Origin of the sequence: Rhodococcus sp. AW25M09, from assembly GCF_000333955.1 — a bacterium.
GTDB lineage: Bacteria > Actinomycetota > Actinomycetes > Mycobacteriales > Mycobacteriaceae > Rhodococcoides.
Window position 1 is genome coordinate 1 of the sequence record NZ_CAPS01000045.1, and the last position, 17,826, is coordinate 17,826.

General features: G+C 64.7%; 21 protein-coding genes. 13 read left to right on the forward strand and 8 right to left on the reverse strand.

Features of this window, described 5'->3' with window-relative positions:
• Positions 1-325 precede the first annotated feature (325 nt).
• Genes RHODMAR_RS08125 through RHODMAR_RS08140 form a run of 4 tightly spaced genes read left to right on the forward strand, consistent with a single transcriptional unit; the run spans position 326 to position 3,431 of the window.
• Positions 326-1,186 (forward strand): TauD/TfdA dioxygenase family protein, encoded by an 861-nt coding sequence (locus RHODMAR_RS08125; RefSeq protein ID WP_008713318.1) that lies wholly within the window; start codon positions 326-328, stop codon positions 1,184-1,186.
• A gap of 35 nt (positions 1,187-1,221) precedes the next feature.
• A complete protein-coding gene (locus RHODMAR_RS08130) occupies positions 1,222-1,749 on the forward strand; it encodes an Rv0361 family membrane protein (RefSeq protein WP_008713320.1) in 528 nt (175 codons plus the stop codon).
• 48 nt (positions 1,750-1,797) lie between these two features.
• Positions 1,798-2,211, forward strand: coding sequence for a rhodanese-like domain-containing protein (locus tag RHODMAR_RS08135; RefSeq protein ID WP_008713322.1), 414 nt, complete (start codon positions 1,798-1,800; stop codon positions 2,209-2,211).
• The gene (locus RHODMAR_RS08140) at positions 2,208-3,431 is read left to right on the forward strand and encodes an O-succinylhomoserine sulfhydrylase (protein ID WP_008713324.1); all 1,224 of its coding nucleotides are present in this window, start codon (positions 2,208-2,210) and stop codon (positions 3,429-3,431) included. The genes RHODMAR_RS08135 and RHODMAR_RS08140 overlap by 4 nt, the downstream gene beginning before the upstream one ends.
• A gap of 51 nt (positions 3,432-3,482) precedes the next feature.
• On the opposite strand, the gene RHODMAR_RS08145 is transcribed toward RHODMAR_RS08140, so the two are convergent.
• The 3 genes from RHODMAR_RS08145 to RHODMAR_RS08155 form a co-directional block, all read right to left on the reverse strand.
• A complete protein-coding gene (locus tag RHODMAR_RS08145) occupies positions 3,483-4,556 on the reverse strand; it encodes an isochorismate synthase (RefSeq protein WP_008713326.1) in 1,074 nt (357 codons plus the stop codon).
• Entirely contained in the window at positions 4,556-5,314 is a 759-nt protein-coding gene (locus tag RHODMAR_RS08150) for an HAD-IIA family hydrolase (protein ID WP_086000244.1), read from the reverse strand. Before RHODMAR_RS08150 ends, RHODMAR_RS08145 begins: the two co-directional genes overlap by 1 nt.
• A 102-nt stretch (positions 5,315-5,416) precedes the next feature.
• On the reverse strand, positions 5,417-5,785 hold the full coding sequence (locus RHODMAR_RS08155; RefSeq protein ID WP_008713329.1) for a TfoX/Sxy family protein: 369 nt from the start codon (positions 5,783-5,785) through the stop codon (positions 5,417-5,419).
• A gap of 251 nt (positions 5,786-6,036) precedes the next feature.
• Here RHODMAR_RS08155 and RHODMAR_RS08160 point away from each other — a divergent pair, with 251 nt between their 5' ends.
• Together RHODMAR_RS08160 and RHODMAR_RS08165 are read left to right on the forward strand one after the other, a co-directional pair.
• Complete coding sequence (locus RHODMAR_RS08160; RefSeq protein ID WP_008713331.1) at positions 6,037-6,597, forward strand: hypothetical protein; 561 nt, start codon at positions 6,037-6,039, stop codon at positions 6,595-6,597.
• Between the two features lie 37 nt (positions 6,598-6,634).
• Positions 6,635-7,570, forward strand: coding sequence for an NADP-dependent oxidoreductase (locus RHODMAR_RS08165; protein ID WP_008713333.1), 936 nt, complete (start codon positions 6,635-6,637; stop codon positions 7,568-7,570).
• 24 nt (positions 7,571-7,594) lie between these two features.
• On the opposite strand, the gene RHODMAR_RS08170 is transcribed toward RHODMAR_RS08165, so the two are convergent.
• A complete protein-coding gene (locus RHODMAR_RS08170) occupies positions 7,595-8,461 on the reverse strand; it encodes an LLM class flavin-dependent oxidoreductase (protein ID WP_008713335.1) in 867 nt (288 codons plus the stop codon).
• A gap of 1 nt (position 8,462) precedes the next feature.
• A complete protein-coding gene (locus RHODMAR_RS08175) occupies positions 8,463-9,482 on the reverse strand; it encodes an aldo/keto reductase (RefSeq protein WP_008713338.1) in 1,020 nt (339 codons plus the stop codon).
• Between the two features lie 106 nt (positions 9,483-9,588).
• Here RHODMAR_RS08175 and RHODMAR_RS08180 point away from each other — a divergent pair, with 106 nt between their 5' ends.
• The 3 genes from RHODMAR_RS08180 (at position 9,589) to RHODMAR_RS08185 (ending at position 11,407) form a co-directional block, all read left to right on the forward strand.
• On the forward strand, positions 9,589-10,182 hold the full coding sequence (locus RHODMAR_RS08180) for a TetR/AcrR family transcriptional regulator (protein ID WP_008713340.1): 594 nt from the start codon (positions 9,589-9,591) through the stop codon (positions 10,180-10,182).
• Positions 10,183-10,438: 256 nt separating this feature from the next.
• Positions 10,439-10,828 (forward strand): hypothetical protein, encoded by a 390-nt coding sequence (locus tag RHODMAR_RS28180; RefSeq protein ID WP_008713342.1) that lies wholly within the window; start codon positions 10,439-10,441, stop codon positions 10,826-10,828.
• 54 nt (positions 10,829-10,882) lie between these two features.
• Positions 10,883-11,407 carry a hypothetical protein gene (locus RHODMAR_RS08185; protein ID WP_008713344.1) on the forward strand — a complete coding sequence of 175 codons (525 nt, stop codon included), beginning with the start codon at positions 10,883-10,885 and terminating at the stop codon, positions 11,405-11,407.
• A 12-nt stretch (positions 11,408-11,419) separates the two neighbouring features.
• Here the strand turns inward: RHODMAR_RS08185 and map are convergent, their stop codons facing one another.
• On the reverse strand, positions 11,420-12,190 hold the full coding sequence (gene map / locus RHODMAR_RS08190) for a type I methionyl aminopeptidase (protein WP_008713346.1): 771 nt from the start codon (positions 12,188-12,190) through the stop codon (positions 11,420-11,422).
• A 104-nt stretch (positions 12,191-12,294) separates the two neighbouring features.
• On the opposite strand from map, the gene RHODMAR_RS08195 reads away from it, so the two are divergent.
• Positions 12,295-12,996, forward strand: coding sequence for a GNAT family N-acetyltransferase (locus tag RHODMAR_RS08195; protein WP_008713348.1), 702 nt, complete (start codon positions 12,295-12,297; stop codon positions 12,994-12,996).
• A 10-nt stretch (positions 12,997-13,006) separates the two neighbouring features.
• Here the strand turns inward: RHODMAR_RS08195 and RHODMAR_RS29380 are convergent, their stop codons facing one another.
• On the reverse strand, positions 13,007-15,154 hold the full coding sequence (locus RHODMAR_RS29380) for an HNH endonuclease signature motif containing protein (protein ID WP_008713350.1): 2,148 nt from the start codon (positions 15,152-15,154) through the stop codon (positions 13,007-13,009).
• 125 nt (positions 15,155-15,279) lie between these two features.
• Here RHODMAR_RS29380 and RHODMAR_RS08205 point away from each other — a divergent pair, with 125 nt between their 5' ends.
• The 3 genes from RHODMAR_RS08205 to fgd all read left to right on the forward strand — a co-directional run bounded on the left by RHODMAR_RS08205 (position 15,280) and on the right by fgd (position 17,188).
• Positions 15,280-15,618, forward strand: a complete 339-nt coding sequence (locus RHODMAR_RS08205) for a hypothetical protein (RefSeq protein ID WP_008713352.1) — start codon at positions 15,280-15,282, stop codon at positions 15,616-15,618.
• Positions 15,615-15,947, forward strand: a complete 333-nt coding sequence (locus RHODMAR_RS08210; RefSeq protein WP_008713354.1) for a YidH family protein — start codon at positions 15,615-15,617, stop codon at positions 15,945-15,947. The genes RHODMAR_RS08205 and RHODMAR_RS08210 overlap by 4 nt, the downstream gene beginning before the upstream one ends.
• A 227-nt stretch (positions 15,948-16,174) precedes the next feature.
• Positions 16,175-17,188: a glucose-6-phosphate dehydrogenase (coenzyme-F420) gene (gene fgd, locus RHODMAR_RS08215; protein WP_008713356.1), complete on the forward strand. Its 1,014-nt coding sequence runs from the start codon at positions 16,175-16,177 to the stop codon at positions 17,186-17,188.
• Positions 17,189-17,200: 12 nt separating this feature from the next.
• Here fgd and RHODMAR_RS08220 read toward each other — a convergent pair whose 3' ends face one another.
• On the reverse strand, positions 17,201-17,713 hold the full coding sequence (locus tag RHODMAR_RS08220; protein WP_008713359.1) for a nitroreductase/quinone reductase family protein: 513 nt from the start codon (positions 17,711-17,713) through the stop codon (positions 17,201-17,203).
• Positions 17,714-17,826: the final 113 nt, after the last annotated feature.

The window sequence follows — 17,826 nt, forward strand, 5'->3', positions numbered from 1 at the left end:
ACGAGTCTGATCAGTCATGTGCAGCGAGCTACCTTCTTCGAGGGAAGTGCGGACACCCCAGCATAAATTAAGCAGGACCTGAGCTGGGGCAGTGGGCAACTTGCCGTATTTCCCGGTTTCCGGTAGGAATTGTGCTGTGCAGACGACATTCCTGGTCCGACGGTTCACCGTCGACTTCTGTCGTACCTGCACCAACATGTGTTGTCGGTGACCACACCCGACGCCCCTTCCCACGTTCCTGCGGCATTCGACAGGACGGGATCCCCCTCTCGACGGCAGCGTTGCCCGTTATCGGTTCGCTCGCCGTGCACAGATTCGAGGACACATGACCACCGTGGAACAGACCGCCACGCTCACGCTGGACAAGCTGGGCCCGTCGTTCGGTGTCGAGGTCCTCGGACTCGACGTCTCGTCGGCCTCCGACGCGCAGATTCACGCCGTACGCCGAGCCCTCGTCGACCACAAGGTGCTGGTGCTGCGTGGGCAAACGCTCGACGACGCGGGGCACGTCGAATTCGGCAGGCGCCTCGGTGACCTCACCGCGGGCCACCCGGTGCACGACAGCGGCCACGTCGCGCCCGAGGTCTATGCCCTCGACAGTCAGGACAACGGCTTCGCCGACGTCTGGCACACCGACGTCACGTTCATGGCGCGTCCGCCGCTGGGCTCGATCCTGCGACCGGTCGTCCTACCGCCGCACGGCGGTGACACCAACTGGGCCGACAGTCAGCTCGCGTACGAGTCCCTGTCCGCGCCCGTACGCCGAATGATCGACGAGCTCACCGCTGTTCACGACGGCAACCGCGAATTCGGCTATTACCTCGCGCAGAAGCGCGGCGGAAAAGGCAACATGTGGGACGGCGAGGAAGTCACCGCGCTGGTCCCCGTCGAACACCCCGTGGTGCGGGTCCATCCGGAAACCGGCCGCAAGGGGCTGTTCGTCAATCCGGGTTTCACCTCCCACATCGTGGGTGTGTCGGAGGCCGAAAGCCGGGGGATCCTGGACCTGCTGTACGCGCACCTGACCAAGCCCGAGCACATCGTGCGGCATCGCTGGCAGCTGGGCGACCTGGTGCTGTGGGACAACCGCAGCACCTCGCACTACGCCAATCGTGACTACGGCACCGAGCACCGCACCATGCATCGCATCACGCTGCGGGGAGATGTCCCGGTCGGCCCCCGATAGTGGCGGGCCCGTCGGATCGAGGAAGATTGGCTCTCATGGCGTCGTGGAGTGAACGTAGGCAGCAGTGGGTCGACAGTCGGGAGGAAGCGCGCAACAACGCTTCCCAGGCAGCTGCCGACGCCGGTGAGCGCCGTCCGCCCAATGCGTGGCCGTTCATCATCGCGGTCGGCATCGTCGCCGTGTTGCTCGTCGGTATCTTCGCTGCGTCCAAGTTCGCGCCCGCCGAGGACAACGTCACGCAGGCCCAGTTGCTCACCGACAGCGTCGACGGTTTCCTCGAAGCGCAGAACACCGGCGATGCCGATCTGCTGCGGGAGAACACCTGCTTCGACCAGGTCTCGCTGCTCGTTCCCGGCGACGACGCACAGTACCGAACCGATCGGGCCGACGAGGTCGAGCGCAACGGCGAGACGTCCATCGACGGTGTGCCGTCGGAGTACGAGGTCAACGGCGATCGCGGCATGGTGAAGGTCCCGCTGAAGGAAGAGAAATCCGGAGTGCAGACCGACGACACCTGGAAATTCGTCCGCGTCGACGACAAGTGGTTGGTGTGCAATGTCTGATCTGGGTATCAGTGACGGAATAACAGCGAGTGATGGAAGGCTGATCAAGTGACCTACGCAGGTGACATAACCCCCGAGGCCGCATGGGAGTTGCTTTCACGCAACCCCGAGGCCGTGCTCGTGGACGTGCGGACACGCGCCGAGTGGCAGTACGTCGGGGTCCCGGATACGTCCGGCATCGATCGTCCGAGCCACCTGATCGAGTGGGTCAGCTACCCCGACGGTGCCCGGAATACCCATTTCGTCGACGACCTGAAGGCGGCAGGCGTGGACGGCGATCGGCCGGTGGTGTTCCTCTGCCGCTCCGGTCAGCGGTCCATCGGTGCTGCAGAAGCCGCGACGGCGGCGGGCATCGGCCCGTCCTACAACGTGCTCGACGGCTTCGAAGGTGCCACCGATGCCGACGGCCACCGCGGAGCCACGGGATGGCGTGCGGTCGGGTTGCCCTGGCGGCAGTCGTGAGCGGGAATCCGAGAGGCGGCGGATTCAGCAAGCCGCTACCGGAGGGTGTCGGTCCGGCAACTCTGGGAGTACGCGGCGGCCTGAACCGATCCGGGTTCGACGAGAATTCCGAAGCGCTGTATCTCTCCTCGGGTTTCGTCTACGAGAGTGCCGGGGCGGCCGAGCAGGCGTTCACCGGTGACATCGATCATTTCGTGTACTCGCGCTACGGCAACCCCACAGTCAAGATGTTCGAGGAGCGCCTGCGTCTGATCGAGGGTGCCGAGGCCTGCTTCGCTACGTCCAGCGGAATGTCCGCGGTGTTCACGGCACTGGGTGCTCTGCTGAAGGCCGGTGACCGTTTGGTCGCCGCACGGAGTCTGTTCGGCTCGTGCTTCGTGGTCTGCAACGAGATTCTGCCGCGCTGGGGCGTCGAGACCGTCTTCGTCGACGGAGAAGACCTCGAGCAGTGGGAGCAGGCACTGTCGGAGCCGACGACAGTCGTGTTCTTCGAGACCCCGTCCAACCCGATGCAGTCGCTCGTCGATGTCGGGCGCGTCTCCGAGATGGCGCATGCCGCCGGCGCAACGGTGGTGCTGGACAACGTGTTCGCGACGCCGCTGCTGCAGCGCAGCCTGGAACTCGGTGCGGATGTGGTCGTGTACTCCGGCACCAAGCACATCGACGGTCAGGGGCGGGTGCTGGGCGGTGCGATCCTCGGATCGAAGGAGTACATCGACGGGCCGGTCCAGACACTGATGCGGCACACCGGCCCGGCCCTGAGCCCGTTCAATGCCTGGACCCTGCTCAAGGGGCTCGAGACGATGCCGGTGCGGGTGCGGCATTCGGTGAACTCCGCGCTGCAGGTCGCCGAGTTCCTCGAAAGCCACCCTGCGGTGAGCTGGGTGAAATACCCCTTCCTGCAGTCACATCCGCAGTACACGCTCGCCACATCGCAGATGTCCGGCGGCGGCACCGTGGTGACGTTCGAGGTCGATGCTCCCGGGGGTGAGGGAAAGAAGCGCGCCTTCGAGGTGCTCGACGCGTTGCGCATCGTGGACATCTCCAACAACCTCGGTGACTCCAAATCGCTCATCACCCACCCGGCCACCACCACGCACCGGGCGATGGGGCCGGAAGGCCGTGCGGCAGTGGGCATCACCGACGGCGTCGTGCGCATTTCCATCGGTCTCGAGGACACCGAGGATCTGATCGCAGATCTGGACCAGGCGCTGCGGTAGGCCGGTCGTTGCTGGGGTCAGGGCTCGAACACGCTCAGGGCTCGAACACGCTCAGAGCTCGAACACGCTCAGAGCGGTGCGGAACTTCGCTGTCGTCTCGTCGAGTTCGGCGTCGGGATCGGAACCTGCGACGATGCCGCCGCCGGCAGTGGCCGTACCGGACAGCCCGTCCTCGGCGAGTTCGATGCAGCGGATCGAAACCATCCACTCGCCGTCCCCGCTGCCGTCGGTCCAGCCGACGGCTCCGGCGTAGAAGCCTCGGGAGCCCTCGACGTCTCTGATCGCAGCCATCGCTGCGGCCCGGGGGACCCCGGCGACGGCGGCGGTGGGATGCAGTGCCAGAGCGAGGTCGAGTGCCGAGGTCGCGGGATCGGCCAGGGTACCGACGATGGGCGTCGACAGATGCCACAGCTGCGGAGTACTGCTCAGCTGGGGTGACTCGGGCACCTCGAGTGTCTCGCAGAACGGCGCCAACGCAGCGCGGATCTCGTCGACGACGAATCGGTGCTCGGCCTGATCCTTGGCACTTGCCGCCAATGCCGCCGAGATACGGCTGTCCTCGCCGGGATCGGTCGAGCGTGCGGCCGTCCCCGCGAACGGATGACAACTGACGACAGCGCCGCGTTTACGAACCAGCAACTCGGGGCTCGCACCGACGATGTAGTTGCCCGAGTCGCTCGTGGGGGACAGGTCGGCCAGGAATCCGTTGCCCATCGGATCGCGTGAGACCAGAGCGCTCAACACCGAGACCGGATCGATGGGCGAACTCGCGGTCACTTCGATGGCCCGCGCGAGCACGATCTTCTCGGCAACGCCTGCCTCCAGTTGCTTGACGACATCCCGTACCCGCTGCACGTGAACGTCGGGATCGGGAATCTGTCGTGTGACGGTGACCGTAGGCAACGGAGGCAGAGGATCGACTGTGACCCAGGGCCCGTCGAGGCGGTAGAACTCTTCCGGCTCGAGCAGGGCGGTGGCGTCGGACATGTCGAAGGGGAGTGCACCGACGACATTTCGGCCCTCCCGCACCGCGGCCACCGCGTCGGCGACGGCGGGAAGAACGTGCCTTACGCCCCGTCCGACGACGTGGTGATCCTGACGGGAGAGAACGAATTCGAGTGTCATCAGAACGGGTTCTGAGTGCGGCCCACCAGGTCGGCGACGGAATCGAGGACCATGGTCGGCCGGTACGGGTACTGCTCGACGGACTGGACCGTCGAGATTCCGGTGAGGACCAGGATGGTCTGTAGTCCCGCTTCGAGACCGGAGAGCACGTCGGTATCCATCCGGTCGCCGATCATCAGGGTGTTCTCGGAGTGGCCGCCGATCGCGCGCAACGCCGAACGCATCATCAACGCGTTGGGCTTGCCCACGTAATACGGCTCCTTGCCGGTCGCCTTCGTGATCAGCGCGGCCACCGAACCGGTCGCGGGCAGCGAACCCTCACGGGATGGGCCGGTGGCGTCGGGGTTGGTGGCGATGAACCGCGAACCCTTCTCGACGAGACGAATAGCGGTGGTGATGGCCTCGAAGGAGTACGTCCGAGTCTCGCCGAGTACCACGTAATCCGGGTTGGAGTCGGTGAGCGTGTAGCCGATGTCGTGCAGAGCGGTGGTCAGACCCGACTCGCCGACGACATACGCACTGCCGCCGGGCCGCTGATTGCCGAGGAACGTCGCCGTGGCCAGAGCCGAGGTCCAGATCGACTTCTCCGGAATGTCCAAACCGGAGAACGCCAACCGAGCCCGCAGGTCACGGGGGGTGCGAATGGAGTTGTTCGTCAACACGATGAAAGGGATCTCGTTGGACTGCAGCTCGGCGAGGAACGTGTCGGCACCGGGAATCATGTGATCCTCGTGAACGAGTACTCCGTCCATGTCCATCAGGTACGTCCACTGCTGGGGCTTCTCGATGTCACTCACCCCTCCATTGTTACCTACCGAGCCGCTCCGCAGATGCCACTCCTGCTCCTGACTCGTCTGTCGTCAGCGGTGTCGATGTCGAGCCGAGCGCTCACTGTTCGCTGCGTTCGCATTGTGTTCCATTGCTGCGGCGACCCAGAACTCCAATGCTGCTTCGCTTGTCAGCGCCGCTGCGTCGACGGTGATCCACCCGTCGCCCATCGACCGGCCCCGACCCATGACCGCGTGGCTGGCTCCATCGAGCCGAACGTATTCGGGTTCACGATTGCCGTCGACGCGAACGAGCAGTCCGCGGTTGCCGGTGCCGACACACGCCACCATCTTGTCCCGCACCATGAACGCCAGACCACCGAACATCTTCTGCTCGCGCAGACTTTCCTCGTCGGTGAGCGCGCCGCGGACACGGTCTGCAAGAAGCTCGTCGTACGCCATGAGCGGGCGTCCTTCCATTGGTCGGTGCCCCGATCGAAGCCCTGGTCGGCGTCGCGCGCAACCTCAGGCCCTGTGGGGTGGGCTGTCCGGTGCGCGTCGATGTGACGTTGTCGATCGAACGTAACTCCGAGTCGCACTATTGCTGGTCACCGAGTTCAATGTCCACAAGGCCAGAGTGACGACAACAGCAGCGTTGCTCACTGTCGAGCCGGTGTCCGATGGCATGTGTTCACTCAGTGGGGATGATCGACATGAACGACGCATTTCGCTTCGCCGTTCCGTGCAGTTCGACGAAGGAACTGATCACCCGACTCCAATTCGGCACAACGGATCTGTGGACGGAGTGCACAGATCTCCCTGCCCGCTGGCAATACATGGCCGACCTGATCGTGTCCGATCGCGGCATGCTCGCCGAGCTGAATGCTGCGGTGTCGACACCGGTGGCGGATGTGCTCGCTGCGACGGCGGAACTGTGCAGACAGTCGGCCAGCGAACCTGTGCCCATGAGCGACTGGGAGCTTCTACGCCGTGCGTTGGCGTGGCTCGAACGCAGCAGTTCCGATGTCGACGGTGCGTTGCTCGCCGTCGCGGAGGAAATGACGCTGATCGGTCTCGATGGAGCAGAACAGGATTTCTCCGTCGCGACCTGGCTGTGCATCGAAGTCTTCGATCGATTCGCCGCCACCGGCGTCGGCGAAACAATCGGCTATTGGTTGCAGCGCGTGGCCGTTCCCGAGCCCACCACTGCTCACCACCACGTCGACGCAGGAGCGATCTGCTGCGGAAGGTCCGAAGTCTCGGTGGGCGTATGAGTGGAACATTTGCGTCGTGTCGTCCGTTGTACCGGCCATGACACGAGCAGCGGTTGCAGCGTCCTACGGTGGCTCCGACGTGATCGAGATCGTCGAACGTGAGTTGCCCGAACCCTCCGAAGGTGAGGTGTCGATTGCGGTGAAGGCGATCGGCGTCAACCCCTTCGACTACAAGAGCTACAGCGGCGCGTTCGGTACCGACGAGTCGAAGCTCCCGATTGCGTTGGGTAGTGAGGCGTCGGGAATCGTGGTCGCAGTGGGCGGGGCTGCCGAGGGTCCCGTCGGGCCCATTGCCGTCGGCGACGAGGTGATCGTGTCCGGCCACACCGGTACGTACGCCGAGACGATTCTGGCTCCCGCACGGTTCGTGTTCCCGAAACCGGCCGAACTGAACTGGAATGTTGCGGCCGGCGTACTTGCAGCCGCTGGAACTGCCTACGACGCAATCGAATCCGTGGGTGTCGAGCGCGGTGACACGGTGCTCGTGCACGGCGCAGCGGGCGGCGTCGGATCCGTTGTAGCTCAACTCGCAGTGGCGCGGGGAGCCACGGTGATCGGGACCGCGCGGGCACAGAACCACGATGCACTGCGTGCCTACGGCGCCGAGCCCGTCGAATACGGCGATGGGTTGATCGACCGTGTCCGAGCGGCCGCACCGAACGGAATCGATGCGGCCATCGACGCGGTGGGTACCGACGAGGCAGTGGACGTCTCCCTCGAATTGCTCACGGACCGAGCGAAATTGGTGACGATGGCAGCCTTCGGGAGGGCGTCGGCAGACGGGTTCCTCACCGTCGGAGGGCCGGAGAGCATGAAGCGTCGACGCCTCGCATCACCGTCGCTGTTGGAGCAGGCCGGTGCGGGAGTGTTCGAGGTGACGGTTGCCAAGACCTTCCCGCTGGCCGACGCCGCGAGGGCGCATACTGAACTGCAATCGACGCACCCGCGCGGAAAGTTCGTCCTGGTTCCCTGACGAAAAGTCCTGTTGCAGTACTACTCACGACCGGCCGCTCGGTTTGATGAACTCCTCGGCCACTCGATGCGCGATACCGTCGGGGTAGGGGCCCGGGAGGATGAGAACGACGTGATCGAAGCCTGCGGCCACGGCGTCGCCTATCTCGTTTCTCGTTTTCTCGGGTTCCTCGAACGACACCCCGAGCGCGATCGATCGCGTGATCGCCCCGGGATCACGCCCGATCTCGGCACAGAACCGGTCGAGTAGTCTCGCTCGGCCCACTGCGTCGTCGAGATCCCCGCCGGGGATGTTCCAGGTGTCGGCATGCTCGGCTACGAGACGCAGTACACCTGCGGCTCGGCCACCGATCACGATCGGTGGGCCGGGTCGCTGAACAGGTTTCGGGTTCTGGAACGCCCCGACGAGGTCGACGTGGGTACCGTGGAAGTCGAAGGGTTCGTCCTCGGTCCAGAGTCTGCGAATCACGGTCAGCGATTCACCGAGCCGCGCGACAGCGTCCGCGGCGTCGCTGTACGGCAGACCGCTGCCGTCGTACTCCCGTCGCGCCATCGGCACACTCGGCCGTGACCCGGCGCCGATGCCGAAGTCCAGCCGCCCGTGCGAGACCGCGTCGACCGTGGCGGCGATCTTCGCGAGGATCGCCGGTGGACGAATACGGTTGCTGGTGACCATGGTTCCCAGTCGCAACCGCTCGGTCCGAGCGGCCAGGGCGGCCAGCATGGTCCAACCCTCGAAGATCGGGCCGTCGAGATCTCCACCGATGGGCATGAGGTGATCGAACAGCCACGCGTGCTCGATCTCGGGAATGCTGTCTGCCTCGCGCCACACTCGGAGCAGGTCGGCGTAGGAGACGTTCTGCGGAGGGGTCATCAGACCGAAACTCGCCATGTCAGCGCCTCCGCAGGGACGCGTCGAGCAGTGCGGGTGGGGTGTCGAACTTGTCGCCGGGAGCGAGGTCGACGCCGGGCGCGACGATCTCGTCGATCCTGTCGAGGACATCGGCCGACAGTACGGTGTCGCCGGCAGCGAGTTGCGACTGTAGATGGGCGACAGTGCGAGGCCCGACGATCGCGCTGGTGACTCCCGGATGGGCCGTCACGAAACCGAGAGCGAGTTGGATCAACGTCAGCCCGGCTTCGTCGGCGACAGCGACCAGCTTCTCCACGGCGTCGAGTTTGGCCTGTCCCGTGGGAGTGTCGGTGCCGAAGCGCTCGGGCATCATCATGGCGCGTTGGGAGGTCGCCGCCCGCCCCGCCCGGATGGCTCCGGAGAGGAAGCCGCCTGCGAGGGGGCTCCACACGAGCACTCCCATTCCGTACTCTCGAGTGACCGGAAGAACGTGGGATTCGATGCTGCGCTGCAGGATCGAGTACTGCGGCTGCTCGGTGACGAACCGGGCGAGACGGTGTTCGCGTGCGGCCCACTGCGCCTGCACTGTTCGGTACGCCGGATACGTGGAGGAGCCGAAGTAGCGAATCTTGCCGGCGCGCTGCAGATCCGTCAGCGCAGCGAGGGTTTCCTCGTCGCTCGTCGTGGGATCCCAGCGGTGTATCTGGTAGAGGTCGACGTGATCGGTGTCGAGTCGGCGCAGGCTGTTCTCGAGCTCGGTGGTGATCCAGCGGCGCGAGCTGCCCTGGTGATTCCGTTCGTCGCCCATCGGGTTGAACACTTTGGTGGCCAGCACGACGTTCTCGCGGCGACCTGCGATCGCTTTGCCGACCATCTCCTCGGACTGCCCCTGGCTGTACATGTCCGCGGTGTCTATGAGGTTGATGCCGCCCTCGAGAGCTGCATCGACGATGGCGGTGACGTCGTCTTGCGTGGTGCGTCCGATCGCTCCGAAGTTCATCGCGCCGAGCGAGAGCGTGCTGACCTGGACGCCGGTCCGTCCTAATGTGCGGTACTGCATGGTGATCTCCTCTTGCCCACTGTGGGCTACTGTGTGAGTAAGCGGAACAGTGTTCCGTAACCCAATATACGGAACACTGTTCCGTTTGTCGAGACCGGGAGGAACAGTGGCCGAGGCTGAAGCCGAGCAGCCCAGGAAACGGGCGGATGCGCGGCGGAACGAAGCGACCCTGCTCGATGCGGCTGCGACTGCGTTCATCGACTCAGGAGTAGAGGTGCCGGTGCGCGAGATTGCCCGGCGGGCCGGCGTCGGCGTGGGAACCATCTATCGGCACTTCCCCACGCGTGGGGACCTCGTCGTGGCTGTTTTCCGGCATCAGGTGGAAGCGTGCGTCGTCGCGGGTCAGGAGCTTCTCGCTGGCAGTGAATCACCGCACGCCGCGTTGGTGCTGTGGATCGATCGGTTCGTCGACTTCCTGGTCACCAAACATGGTCTGGCCGAGGCGATGCAGTCGGACAGCACCGGATTCGAAACCTTGCACAGCTACTTCCTCGATCGGCTTGTTCCCGTGTGCAAGTCGTTGCTCGACGCCGCTGCCGACTCGGGGGAGATCACACCGGGGCAGACCGCACTGGAGTTGATGCGCGCGGTCGGCAACCTGTGCATCGGTGCAGCGGACCCCCGTTACGACCCGCGAAAAATGGCGCGGGTGTTGGTCGCAGGTCTGCGTATCACGACAGAACCCGACGAGATCGATTGATGGACGGCTACTTTCGATTCGATCGGATAACGTGGTCGGATGAACTCGATCAGTGACGACTTGGTTGCGCACGACGAGCGGGAGACGGGATCGTCCTGGAGGTCGACGGAGCGGGATCGTGAGCGCTCGCCCCTCGAATCAGCGTGATCGCAGCCGGCGTGCACCCACTGCGCCGTCGAGTTCGGTATCCGCGGCTGGCGACGCACCTGTGATGTAAGCGTTGAACTGAATTAGGCGCTTACTGCATGCTGGCGTCATGACCGCTCACAGACCGGCCGCCGAGCTGGCTGCCGAGATCGTCAACGCCTGGAAGTCGCACTTTCTGGACCACGATTGGGTGGCCGCGCTACTGGCGCGGGAATCGCTGCCCATCAGGCATCGCGGGGTCGCAGCACCGAAACCCTTGGTTGCAAACCTTGCGTGTGTCGACTACCACCCTTCGGATGGTTCTCCCAACAAGTCGCGCTCGACCTGCCAGCGCAGCGCTGGATCCGAGTCGATGAGCCAGTTGCGCAGGGAATCGGCGACCATGACCAGGGAGCCTAGCCTCGGTTTTGCAGACCTGAGCCGTGACTTCGGGAGGGAGGTCGACCAGGCGGGCCCTCGCATCGGCTTCGGGAACAGTCTCCGCGGACGGGCCGGCTAACGATCGGGTATCGACTCGAGTGGGGTACGGCTCTGCAGGACCTACGATGGATTCATGACTGCCGATCCGACCACGCCCGCACCGTCGACCAGCTCGGCGAACTGGAAGCGACGCGCCATCCTCGTCGGAGCCGGCATCGCCGCGCTGTTGGTCGCCTACTTCATCTTGGCCGCATTCCTGCCGCGCTGGTGGAGTCTGCGAGTGGAGAGCCTTGCCGATCGCACATTCACCAAGGGCATTCTGTGGGGCTTGCTGTTCGGCATCGTGTGCACGTTCGCGCCGCTGATGTTCTTCTGGAGTGCCTGGTCGGTCCGTAAGCGCAAAGCGGGCAAGCAGCTGGCAATCGGGTCGGTGGTACTGGCAGTCATCACCGCGATCCCGAACCTGTTGACCCTCACCATCGTCCTCGGTACCAGCAACGCCGCCCATGCCGGTGAGCGCACCCTCGACACCAGCGCACCGGGTTTCCGCGGCGCGACGGCACTCGGTGCGATCATCGCCGTGGTGCTTGTTGCATTGCTGGTGTTCTTGGTGGTGCGCAGGAATCGTCGACGCAAAGCCGCTGCTCTGCCGCAGTGACAGTGCTTTCGATCAGGCCCGCCGCGTCATGATTTCTGCACCGTCGTCGGTGATCACGACAGTGTGTTCACTGTGGGCGGTGCGGCATCCTGTGGTGCTGCGCAGGGTCCATCCGTCGGCGTCGGTGACGAGTTCGTCGGTGTCTTCCATGACCCACGGCTCGAGTGCCAGCATCAGGCCGGGGCGGAGGCCGTAGCCGCGACCGGCCCGTCCGGTGTTGGACACGTGCGGATCCTGATGCATCGTCGACCCGATGCCGTGGCCACCGAACTGCACGTTGATCGGGTACCCGGCCTCGCTGAGGACAGCGCCGATGGCATGCGAGATATCGCCGATCTTGTTTCCGGGGAGAGCTGCTGCGATTCCCGCAGCCAGTGCCCGTTCGGTGGCGTCGATCATCGCGAGGCTCTTCGCGGGCTTGTTGTCGCCGACGACGAAGCTGATCGCAGAGTCCGCTGCCACCCCGCCGAGGATCACGGCGAGGTCGAGAGTCAGCAGGTCGCCGTCGGCAAGCGCGTAGTCATGCGGAAGGCCATGCAGCACAGCGTCGTTGACGGAGGTGCAGATGTAGTGACCGAACGGTCCGCGGCCGAAGGATGGTGCGTAGTCGACGTAGCAGGACGTCGCCCCGGCGCCGAGAATGATGTCCTTGGTCCACTGGTCGATCTCGAGCAGGTTGGTGCCGACGGTGGCGCGCTCACGGACTGTCCCCAGAATCTCGGCGACGAGTGCGCCCGATTCACGCGCGAGGGGGATTTTGCTCGGCGGGAGAATTTCGATCATGTGTTGCCTTTCGTCGTATGACGAATAACTATACCGGTATAAGTATTGGTGTCGAGCCCTGACGGTGCGTTTACCCCACGGCCGTTCGTGCGACTCTATTTAATGTGGATCAGCACCCTCTCGACGACCCCGTCCGCAATTCCCTCGAAGGCCCGCTCGCACGATTCGCGGTTCGGCGCGGCCGGATCGTGCGGGCAGATCCCGAGGTATCCCCGTTTCTGATTCACCCCGACGTACTCGATTCACAGGACTGGGACGACATCGCTGCCCTGTTCGGGCCGCGAACCGTGGTGGGACTCAACGGACCGGAACGCGAATTGCCCGACGGGTGGTCGCACATCGAGACCTTCGGTTTGGTTCAGCTCGTCGGTACGCACCTCGAGACGCGGCCTTTCGATGAGGCAGCCGAGCTGACTGCGGCGGACGTCCCCGAGATGCTCGATCTAGTTCGTCGCACCGAGCCCGGTCCGTTCCTGCCCCGGACCATCGAGCTCGGTACATACCTCGGAGTCCGACGCGATGGGGCGTTGATCGCGATGGCGGGCGAGCGCATGCACCCACCCGGGTGGACGGAGATAAGCGCGGTGTGCACCGACCCGGCGTTCCGGGGGCACGGCTTGGCCACGGACTTGGTGCGCGCGGTCGGTCACGGTATCCGCGCCCGCGGCGATGAACCGTTTCTGCATGCATCGGATGCGAACGTGCGCGCCATCGAGCTGTACCTATCCATCGGATTCGTGCTGCGGCGGACGTCGCGGCTGACGTTGGTACGAACGCCCGCATCGAACGCCGAGCCTTCTTCCTGAGAAAGTGCTCCTAGAACGGCGGATCATCGGTGTCTCCGGCGCTGGGTTGTGCCTCCGATGTCGGGTTGTCGGGTGGGTGGGGGTAGGCGATGATGCCGGATCGTCGGGGTTGGGTGGGGATGTGCGGTCTGAGGTCGTTGCCGAGGACGGGGACGCTGGTTCCGTTCGCGGGCAGGGTTATTCGGATGGTCTTGGATGTCGATCGCCAGAGGATCGCGCCGCCGGGGAGCATGGTGGCTTTCCAGTAGCCGGCGGTTTTGACGGTGTGGTGGTACTCGCAGAGGCATTGCAGGTTGCCGACGGTGGTCCAGCCGCCGCCGAGGGGGTTGGCGTGGTCGAAGGGGACTATGTGGTCGAGTTGGCAGCGTGCGGCGGGTCGGCGGCAGCCGGGGAAGCGGCAGTGTCGGTCGCGTAGTCGTACGGCGGCGGCGGTGAGGGCGTCGGGGCGGTAGATGAGGGCTCGGTCGGTGAGTGGGTCGCGGTCGACGGATTTTCCGAGGGTGGGGTCGGCGGCGATGGCGGCTTCGAGGGCGGCGGCGAGTGAGGCGTTGCCGAGGTAGAGGCCGTGGACTGGGGGCTTGGTGTGGTTGCTCGCCGCTGCCGTCAGTGCTTCGAGGTCGAGGGCAGAGCTGTGCCGTGTGCCCCGGCCGACGGGTGTGTGGGTGCAGAACAGGGCTGCCGCGGAGGTCAGTGATTGCAGGCGCCGCTGAGGTGAGTCGTCGCTGGGGGTCGGCTCGGCTGGGCTGGTTCCCGGTCTCGCACCGTCGGCGAGTCTCGGGTCGGATTTACTGGCGATCTCGGATCGCGTTGCGGAAGAGTGTGATTCGTCTGAATCCGGTGCCGACCGGTCTGTAGCTGATTGAGGGTCCGACACCGTTGCTGGCGACGCAACTGGCACTGGGCCGGTCGCCTGCGTCGGCTCGGGCTCGGGCTCTGGCTTCTGCTCTGGCTGTGGCTTCTGCTCTGGCTCTGGTTCGGTCGCTGTCGCTCGTGTTGCCGCTTGCGTGCGAACTGGGTCGGAGCCTGCGTCAGGAGCTACAGCCTGTTCCTCCGCGGGTTCGGTTGTTGTCGAGGATTTGTCGACCTCCTCTGCCGGAGTCGATGAGTTCCCTGGCTCAGGTGAGGGCGCGCCTTCTGTTGCAGGAGCCGGAGCAGGATTCGGTGCGGCGGTCGCGGCTGCTTCCGTCTCGGTGCCGGTTGCTGGCTCGGTCTTCTCACCGTTCGTGCGCCGCTCCCATTCCCCGGTGTCCGGGTTCTGGACTGCGAGGCCGAGTTTCTCGGCGAGGGTGACTGCTTCGGTGAGCAGGATCTGCCAGGCACTGTTGCGTGCCAACTCCCGCGCCAGGTCGGGGTCGATGGAGCCGTGCCCGGCCAGATATGCGGGGTCGGCGAGTAGTCCGATGAGGGTGGCGATGTCGACGGTGATCATCGTCAGCGGTGTCCGCCGATCCGGCAAGACTGCGTCTGCTTTCGGGCAACTCTCGCGTTGGCACAGGCATGTCAGGCGGGGTTCGCCGTGCATGCGGGCCATGAACGCATCGCACAGGCGTTCCTGCTTACCGCGGGGGTCTTTCGGGCAGACGGTGTCGGCCATCTCCTCCAACAACTGCCAGGCTGCGGCAGCCTCGGGTCCGGTCAGCTCGGCTCGGATCCGTCCCAGTTCCCCACCCGGACTGTGGGAGATGTGACGGAATTTCTTCGCGAAATCCCGCAACGCGGCCGCTTCTTCGGGTGCGGCGCGCATGAGGATGTCCCAGATCTCGTTCTCGAGCGGCCCTGGTGAATTCCTGCGTGCGGCTTCGACGACGTCTTCTTCGACGAGTGTGACGATGGTGTCGGAGAGGTTGTCGAGGATCCGGCACACGACTCGGACTCGGGCGAGGTCGATCTCGCCGGTCTCGAACGCGGCCAGTACCAGTGGTAGCCGGGTGTGGAGGGCGACGCCGATGGAGACGTACGATTCGGCGACCGTCGCCGAGCATCCCAGCGCCACGGCCATTTCGGTGCGTCCGTATCGGCTGTAGTGCTTGTGGTCGGTGTCGTGGGTGATCCAGTCGCGGTGTACGCGGTAGCAGGCGGCGATCTTGCGGGCGGCGTGCCGGTTCTCTGCCTGTGCGGCTGTGGTCAACGCCTCCAGCGACACTGTCGGTACTGCCATCGTCTTCACCCCCCGGTGACCCAGTTCAGAACGTATGTTCGAACTGAAAGAAGAGTAACCGGGAGCACCGACAGGTTTCGAAATCTCTCGTTGCGCGCCACGGCGTCGGACATTTACCGTTACTTGTGCGAATAAATGGCGACGTCATCTACGACGATGGGCTGGTTCTCCTCGACGAGGCAGGGGTCACTCTCAGGTACTACTACTTCCCGATTGCCACGAAGAAGTTCGACCCCTACGCCGAGATCCGCGCCGTCGACACAGCCGTCCTCGGCAATTGGAACGGTCGGTGGCGGCTGTGGGGAGCGCCGTGGATCGATCAGTGGCTTCCGCTGGACGTGATGCGTCCCAGGAAGGACACTGCAGTGGTGCTCACCATCCGCCATATCTCGCCGGTCTTCACACCCGATGATCCGGACCGGGTCGCCCATCTGATTCGCGAGCGTATGACCGCACCGGCGTGACGCGCCCCGATGAGCGTTTCACCCTGGCCAGTGAACGCACTTTTCTCGCCTGGCTTCGGACCTCGCTCGGTTTACTCGCCGGCGGCATCGCGGTCGTCCACCTCGTCCCCGATTTCAGTACGGGATGGGTTCGGACGGCGCTCGGCCTCATCCTGATCGGACTCGCTGCAGCGGCACCGATCATCGGCCTGCGACGGTGGATGCGCGTACGGGATGCCCTGGAGAACGGCGCACCGATGCCGGAGTCCCGAGACCTGTGGATCTTCGCGGTCGGTATCGGTGCGGTGGCTGTGCTGGCTGCGGTGGTCACAGTTCTGGGGATCCAGTAGCGGGAGTGGAGCCTGCGGAACGACCCTTGGGGGCGGGAGTGGAGCCTGCGGAACGACCCTTGGGGGCGGGAGTGGAGCCTGTGGAACGACCCTTGGGGGCGGGAGTGGAGCCTGCGGAACGACCCCTCAGGCAAAAGTGGAGCCTGTGGAATGACCCTTGGGGTACTGCGTCGACCGTCACAGGTGCACAATCGAAGAACTAGGACGACCAACGACAGGAGTTCGGCGTGGCGCAGGGTCTCAAGCTCGGATACAAGGCATCGGCGGAGCAGTTCGGGCCGCGGGATTTGGTCGAGCTCGGTGTTCTGGCCGAGCAACACGGCATGGACTCCGCTACGGTCAGCGACCATTTTCAGCCGTGGCGGCACGAGGGCGGCCATGCGCCGTTCTCCCTGGCGTGGATGACGGCCGTGGGTGAGCGTACGAAGACGATTCAGCTCGGCACCTCGGTGTTGACGCCGACGTTCCGGTACAACCCGTCGGTCATCGCCCAGGCGTTCGCGACCATGGGCTGCCTGTATCCCGGACGGATCATGCTCGGTGTGGGTACCGGTGAGGCACTCAACGAGATCGCAACCGGATTCACCGGCGAGTGGCCGGAATTCAAGGAACGTTTCGCGCGTCTGCGTGAGTCGGTGCGGTTGATGCGTGAGCTGTGGCTCGGCGACCGCGTCGATTTCGAGGGCGAGTACTACACCACCAAGGGCGCATCGATCTACGACGTGCCCGAGGGCGGCATCCCCGTCTACATCGCTGCCGGCGGTCCTGTGGTGGCCCGCTATGCGGGACGCGCAGGCGATGGCTTCATCTGCACGTCGGGCAAGGGTATGGAGCTTTACACCGACAAGCTTCTGCCTGCGGTGGAAGAGGGTGCGGGTAAGGCCGAGCGCGATTCCGGTCAGATCGACAAGATGATCGAAATCAAGATCAGCTACGACACCGATCCCGATCTCGCGCTGGAGAATTGCCGCTTCTGGGCCCCGCTGTCATTGACGCCGGAGCAGAAGCACTCGATCGACGACCCGATCGAGATGGAGAAGGCCGCCGACGAATTGCCGATCGAGCAAGTCGCCAAGCGGTGGATCGTGGCGTCCGACCCGGACGAGGCAGTGGAGAAGGTCAAGCAATACACCGATGCGGGCCTGAACCACTTGGTGTTCCACGCGCCGGGACACGATCAGAAGCGGTTCCTCGAACTGTTCGAGAAGGACCTCGCGCCGCGCCTGCGCAAGCTCGGCTGATCTACCGAGAGACTAGCGATCGGCCGAGAGTGCGAACATCCGCATGTCTCGGTCGGTCCGAGTCTTGTACTCGCCGTACACCTCGAGCATCGCGTCGAACTGCGCGTACAGGCGGGCCTTCTCGTCGCCGGTGATCCGGGTGGCCGTCACCGGAATCTTCTTGCCGCCGATGGCAACCACAGCTTTCGGTTCGGCGAGGAGGTTCGACGTCCACGCCGGGTGGTGTTGCTGACCGAAATTGGATCCGACGACGAAGATCCTGTCGCCCTCCCGGTAGTACAGCAACGGGCTGATCCTCGGCTTTCCTGACTTGCGACCGGTGGTCGTCAGTAACACCACCGGCATGGCGATCGGTCCGAGGACGGTGAAGCGACCGTCGGACTTGGTCAGTAGCCATCGGTCGACGCCTGCGAGATTCTTGATGACCCAAGATCCTGGTTTGGTCGACGCGAACTTCACGGCGGGCTTGCGAATGAATGAGGTCTCGCTGCCCCAGCGGACATCCGGGAACGGGGAATCGGCCATGCATCATCTGACAACCGCGCAAGGCTCCGTGTCAACACCCGCACCACCCGTACCCGGACCAGGCTTCAGGAGTGGAGCCTGCGGAATGACCAGGCTTCAGGAGCGGAGCCTGC

Bases quoted from the DNA above. Each gene is read 5' to 3' on its own strand.
- RHODMAR_RS08125 (WP_008713318.1), top strand. From the start codon at position 326: ATGACCACCGTGGAACAGACCGCCACGCTCACGCTGGACAAGCTGGGC.
- RHODMAR_RS08130 (WP_008713320.1), top strand. From the start codon at position 1,222: ATGGCGTCGTGGAGTGAACGTAGGCAGCAGTGGGTCGACAGTCGGGAG.
- RHODMAR_RS08145 (WP_008713326.1), bottom strand. From the start codon at position 4,556: ATGACACTCGAATTCGTTCTCTCCCGTCAGGATCACCACGTCGTCGGA.
- RHODMAR_RS08150 (WP_086000244.1), bottom strand. From the start codon at position 5,314: ATGGACATGGACGGAGTACTCGTTCACGAGGATCACATGATTCCCGGT.
- RHODMAR_RS08155 (WP_008713329.1), bottom strand. From the start codon at position 5,785: ATGGCGTACGACGAGCTTCTTGCAGACCGTGTCCGCGGCGCGCTCACC.
- RHODMAR_RS08160 (WP_008713331.1), top strand. From the start codon at position 6,037: ATGAACGACGCATTTCGCTTCGCCGTTCCGTGCAGTTCGACGAAGGAA.
- RHODMAR_RS08165 (WP_008713333.1), top strand. From the start codon at position 6,635: ATGACACGAGCAGCGGTTGCAGCGTCCTACGGTGGCTCCGACGTGATC.
- RHODMAR_RS08170 (WP_008713335.1), bottom strand. From the start codon at position 8,461: ATGGCGAGTTTCGGTCTGATGACCCCTCCGCAGAACGTCTCCTACGCC.
- RHODMAR_RS08175 (WP_008713338.1), bottom strand. From the start codon at position 9,482: ATGCAGTACCGCACATTAGGACGGACCGGCGTCCAGGTCAGCACGCTC.
- RHODMAR_RS28180 (WP_008713342.1), top strand. From the start codon at position 10,439: ATGACCGCTCACAGACCGGCCGCCGAGCTGGCTGCCGAGATCGTCAAC.
- RHODMAR_RS08185 (WP_008713344.1), top strand. From the start codon at position 10,883: ATGACTGCCGATCCGACCACGCCCGCACCGTCGACCAGCTCGGCGAAC.
- map (WP_008713346.1), bottom strand. From the start codon at position 12,190: ATGATCGAAATTCTCCCGCCGAGCAAAATCCCCCTCGCGCGTGAATCG.
- RHODMAR_RS29380 (WP_008713350.1), bottom strand. From the start codon at position 15,154: ATGGCAGTACCGACAGTGTCGCTGGAGGCGTTGACCACAGCCGCACAG.
- RHODMAR_RS08220 (WP_008713359.1), bottom strand. From the start codon at position 17,713: ATGGCCGATTCCCCGTTCCCGGATGTCCGCTGGGGCAGCGAGACCTCA.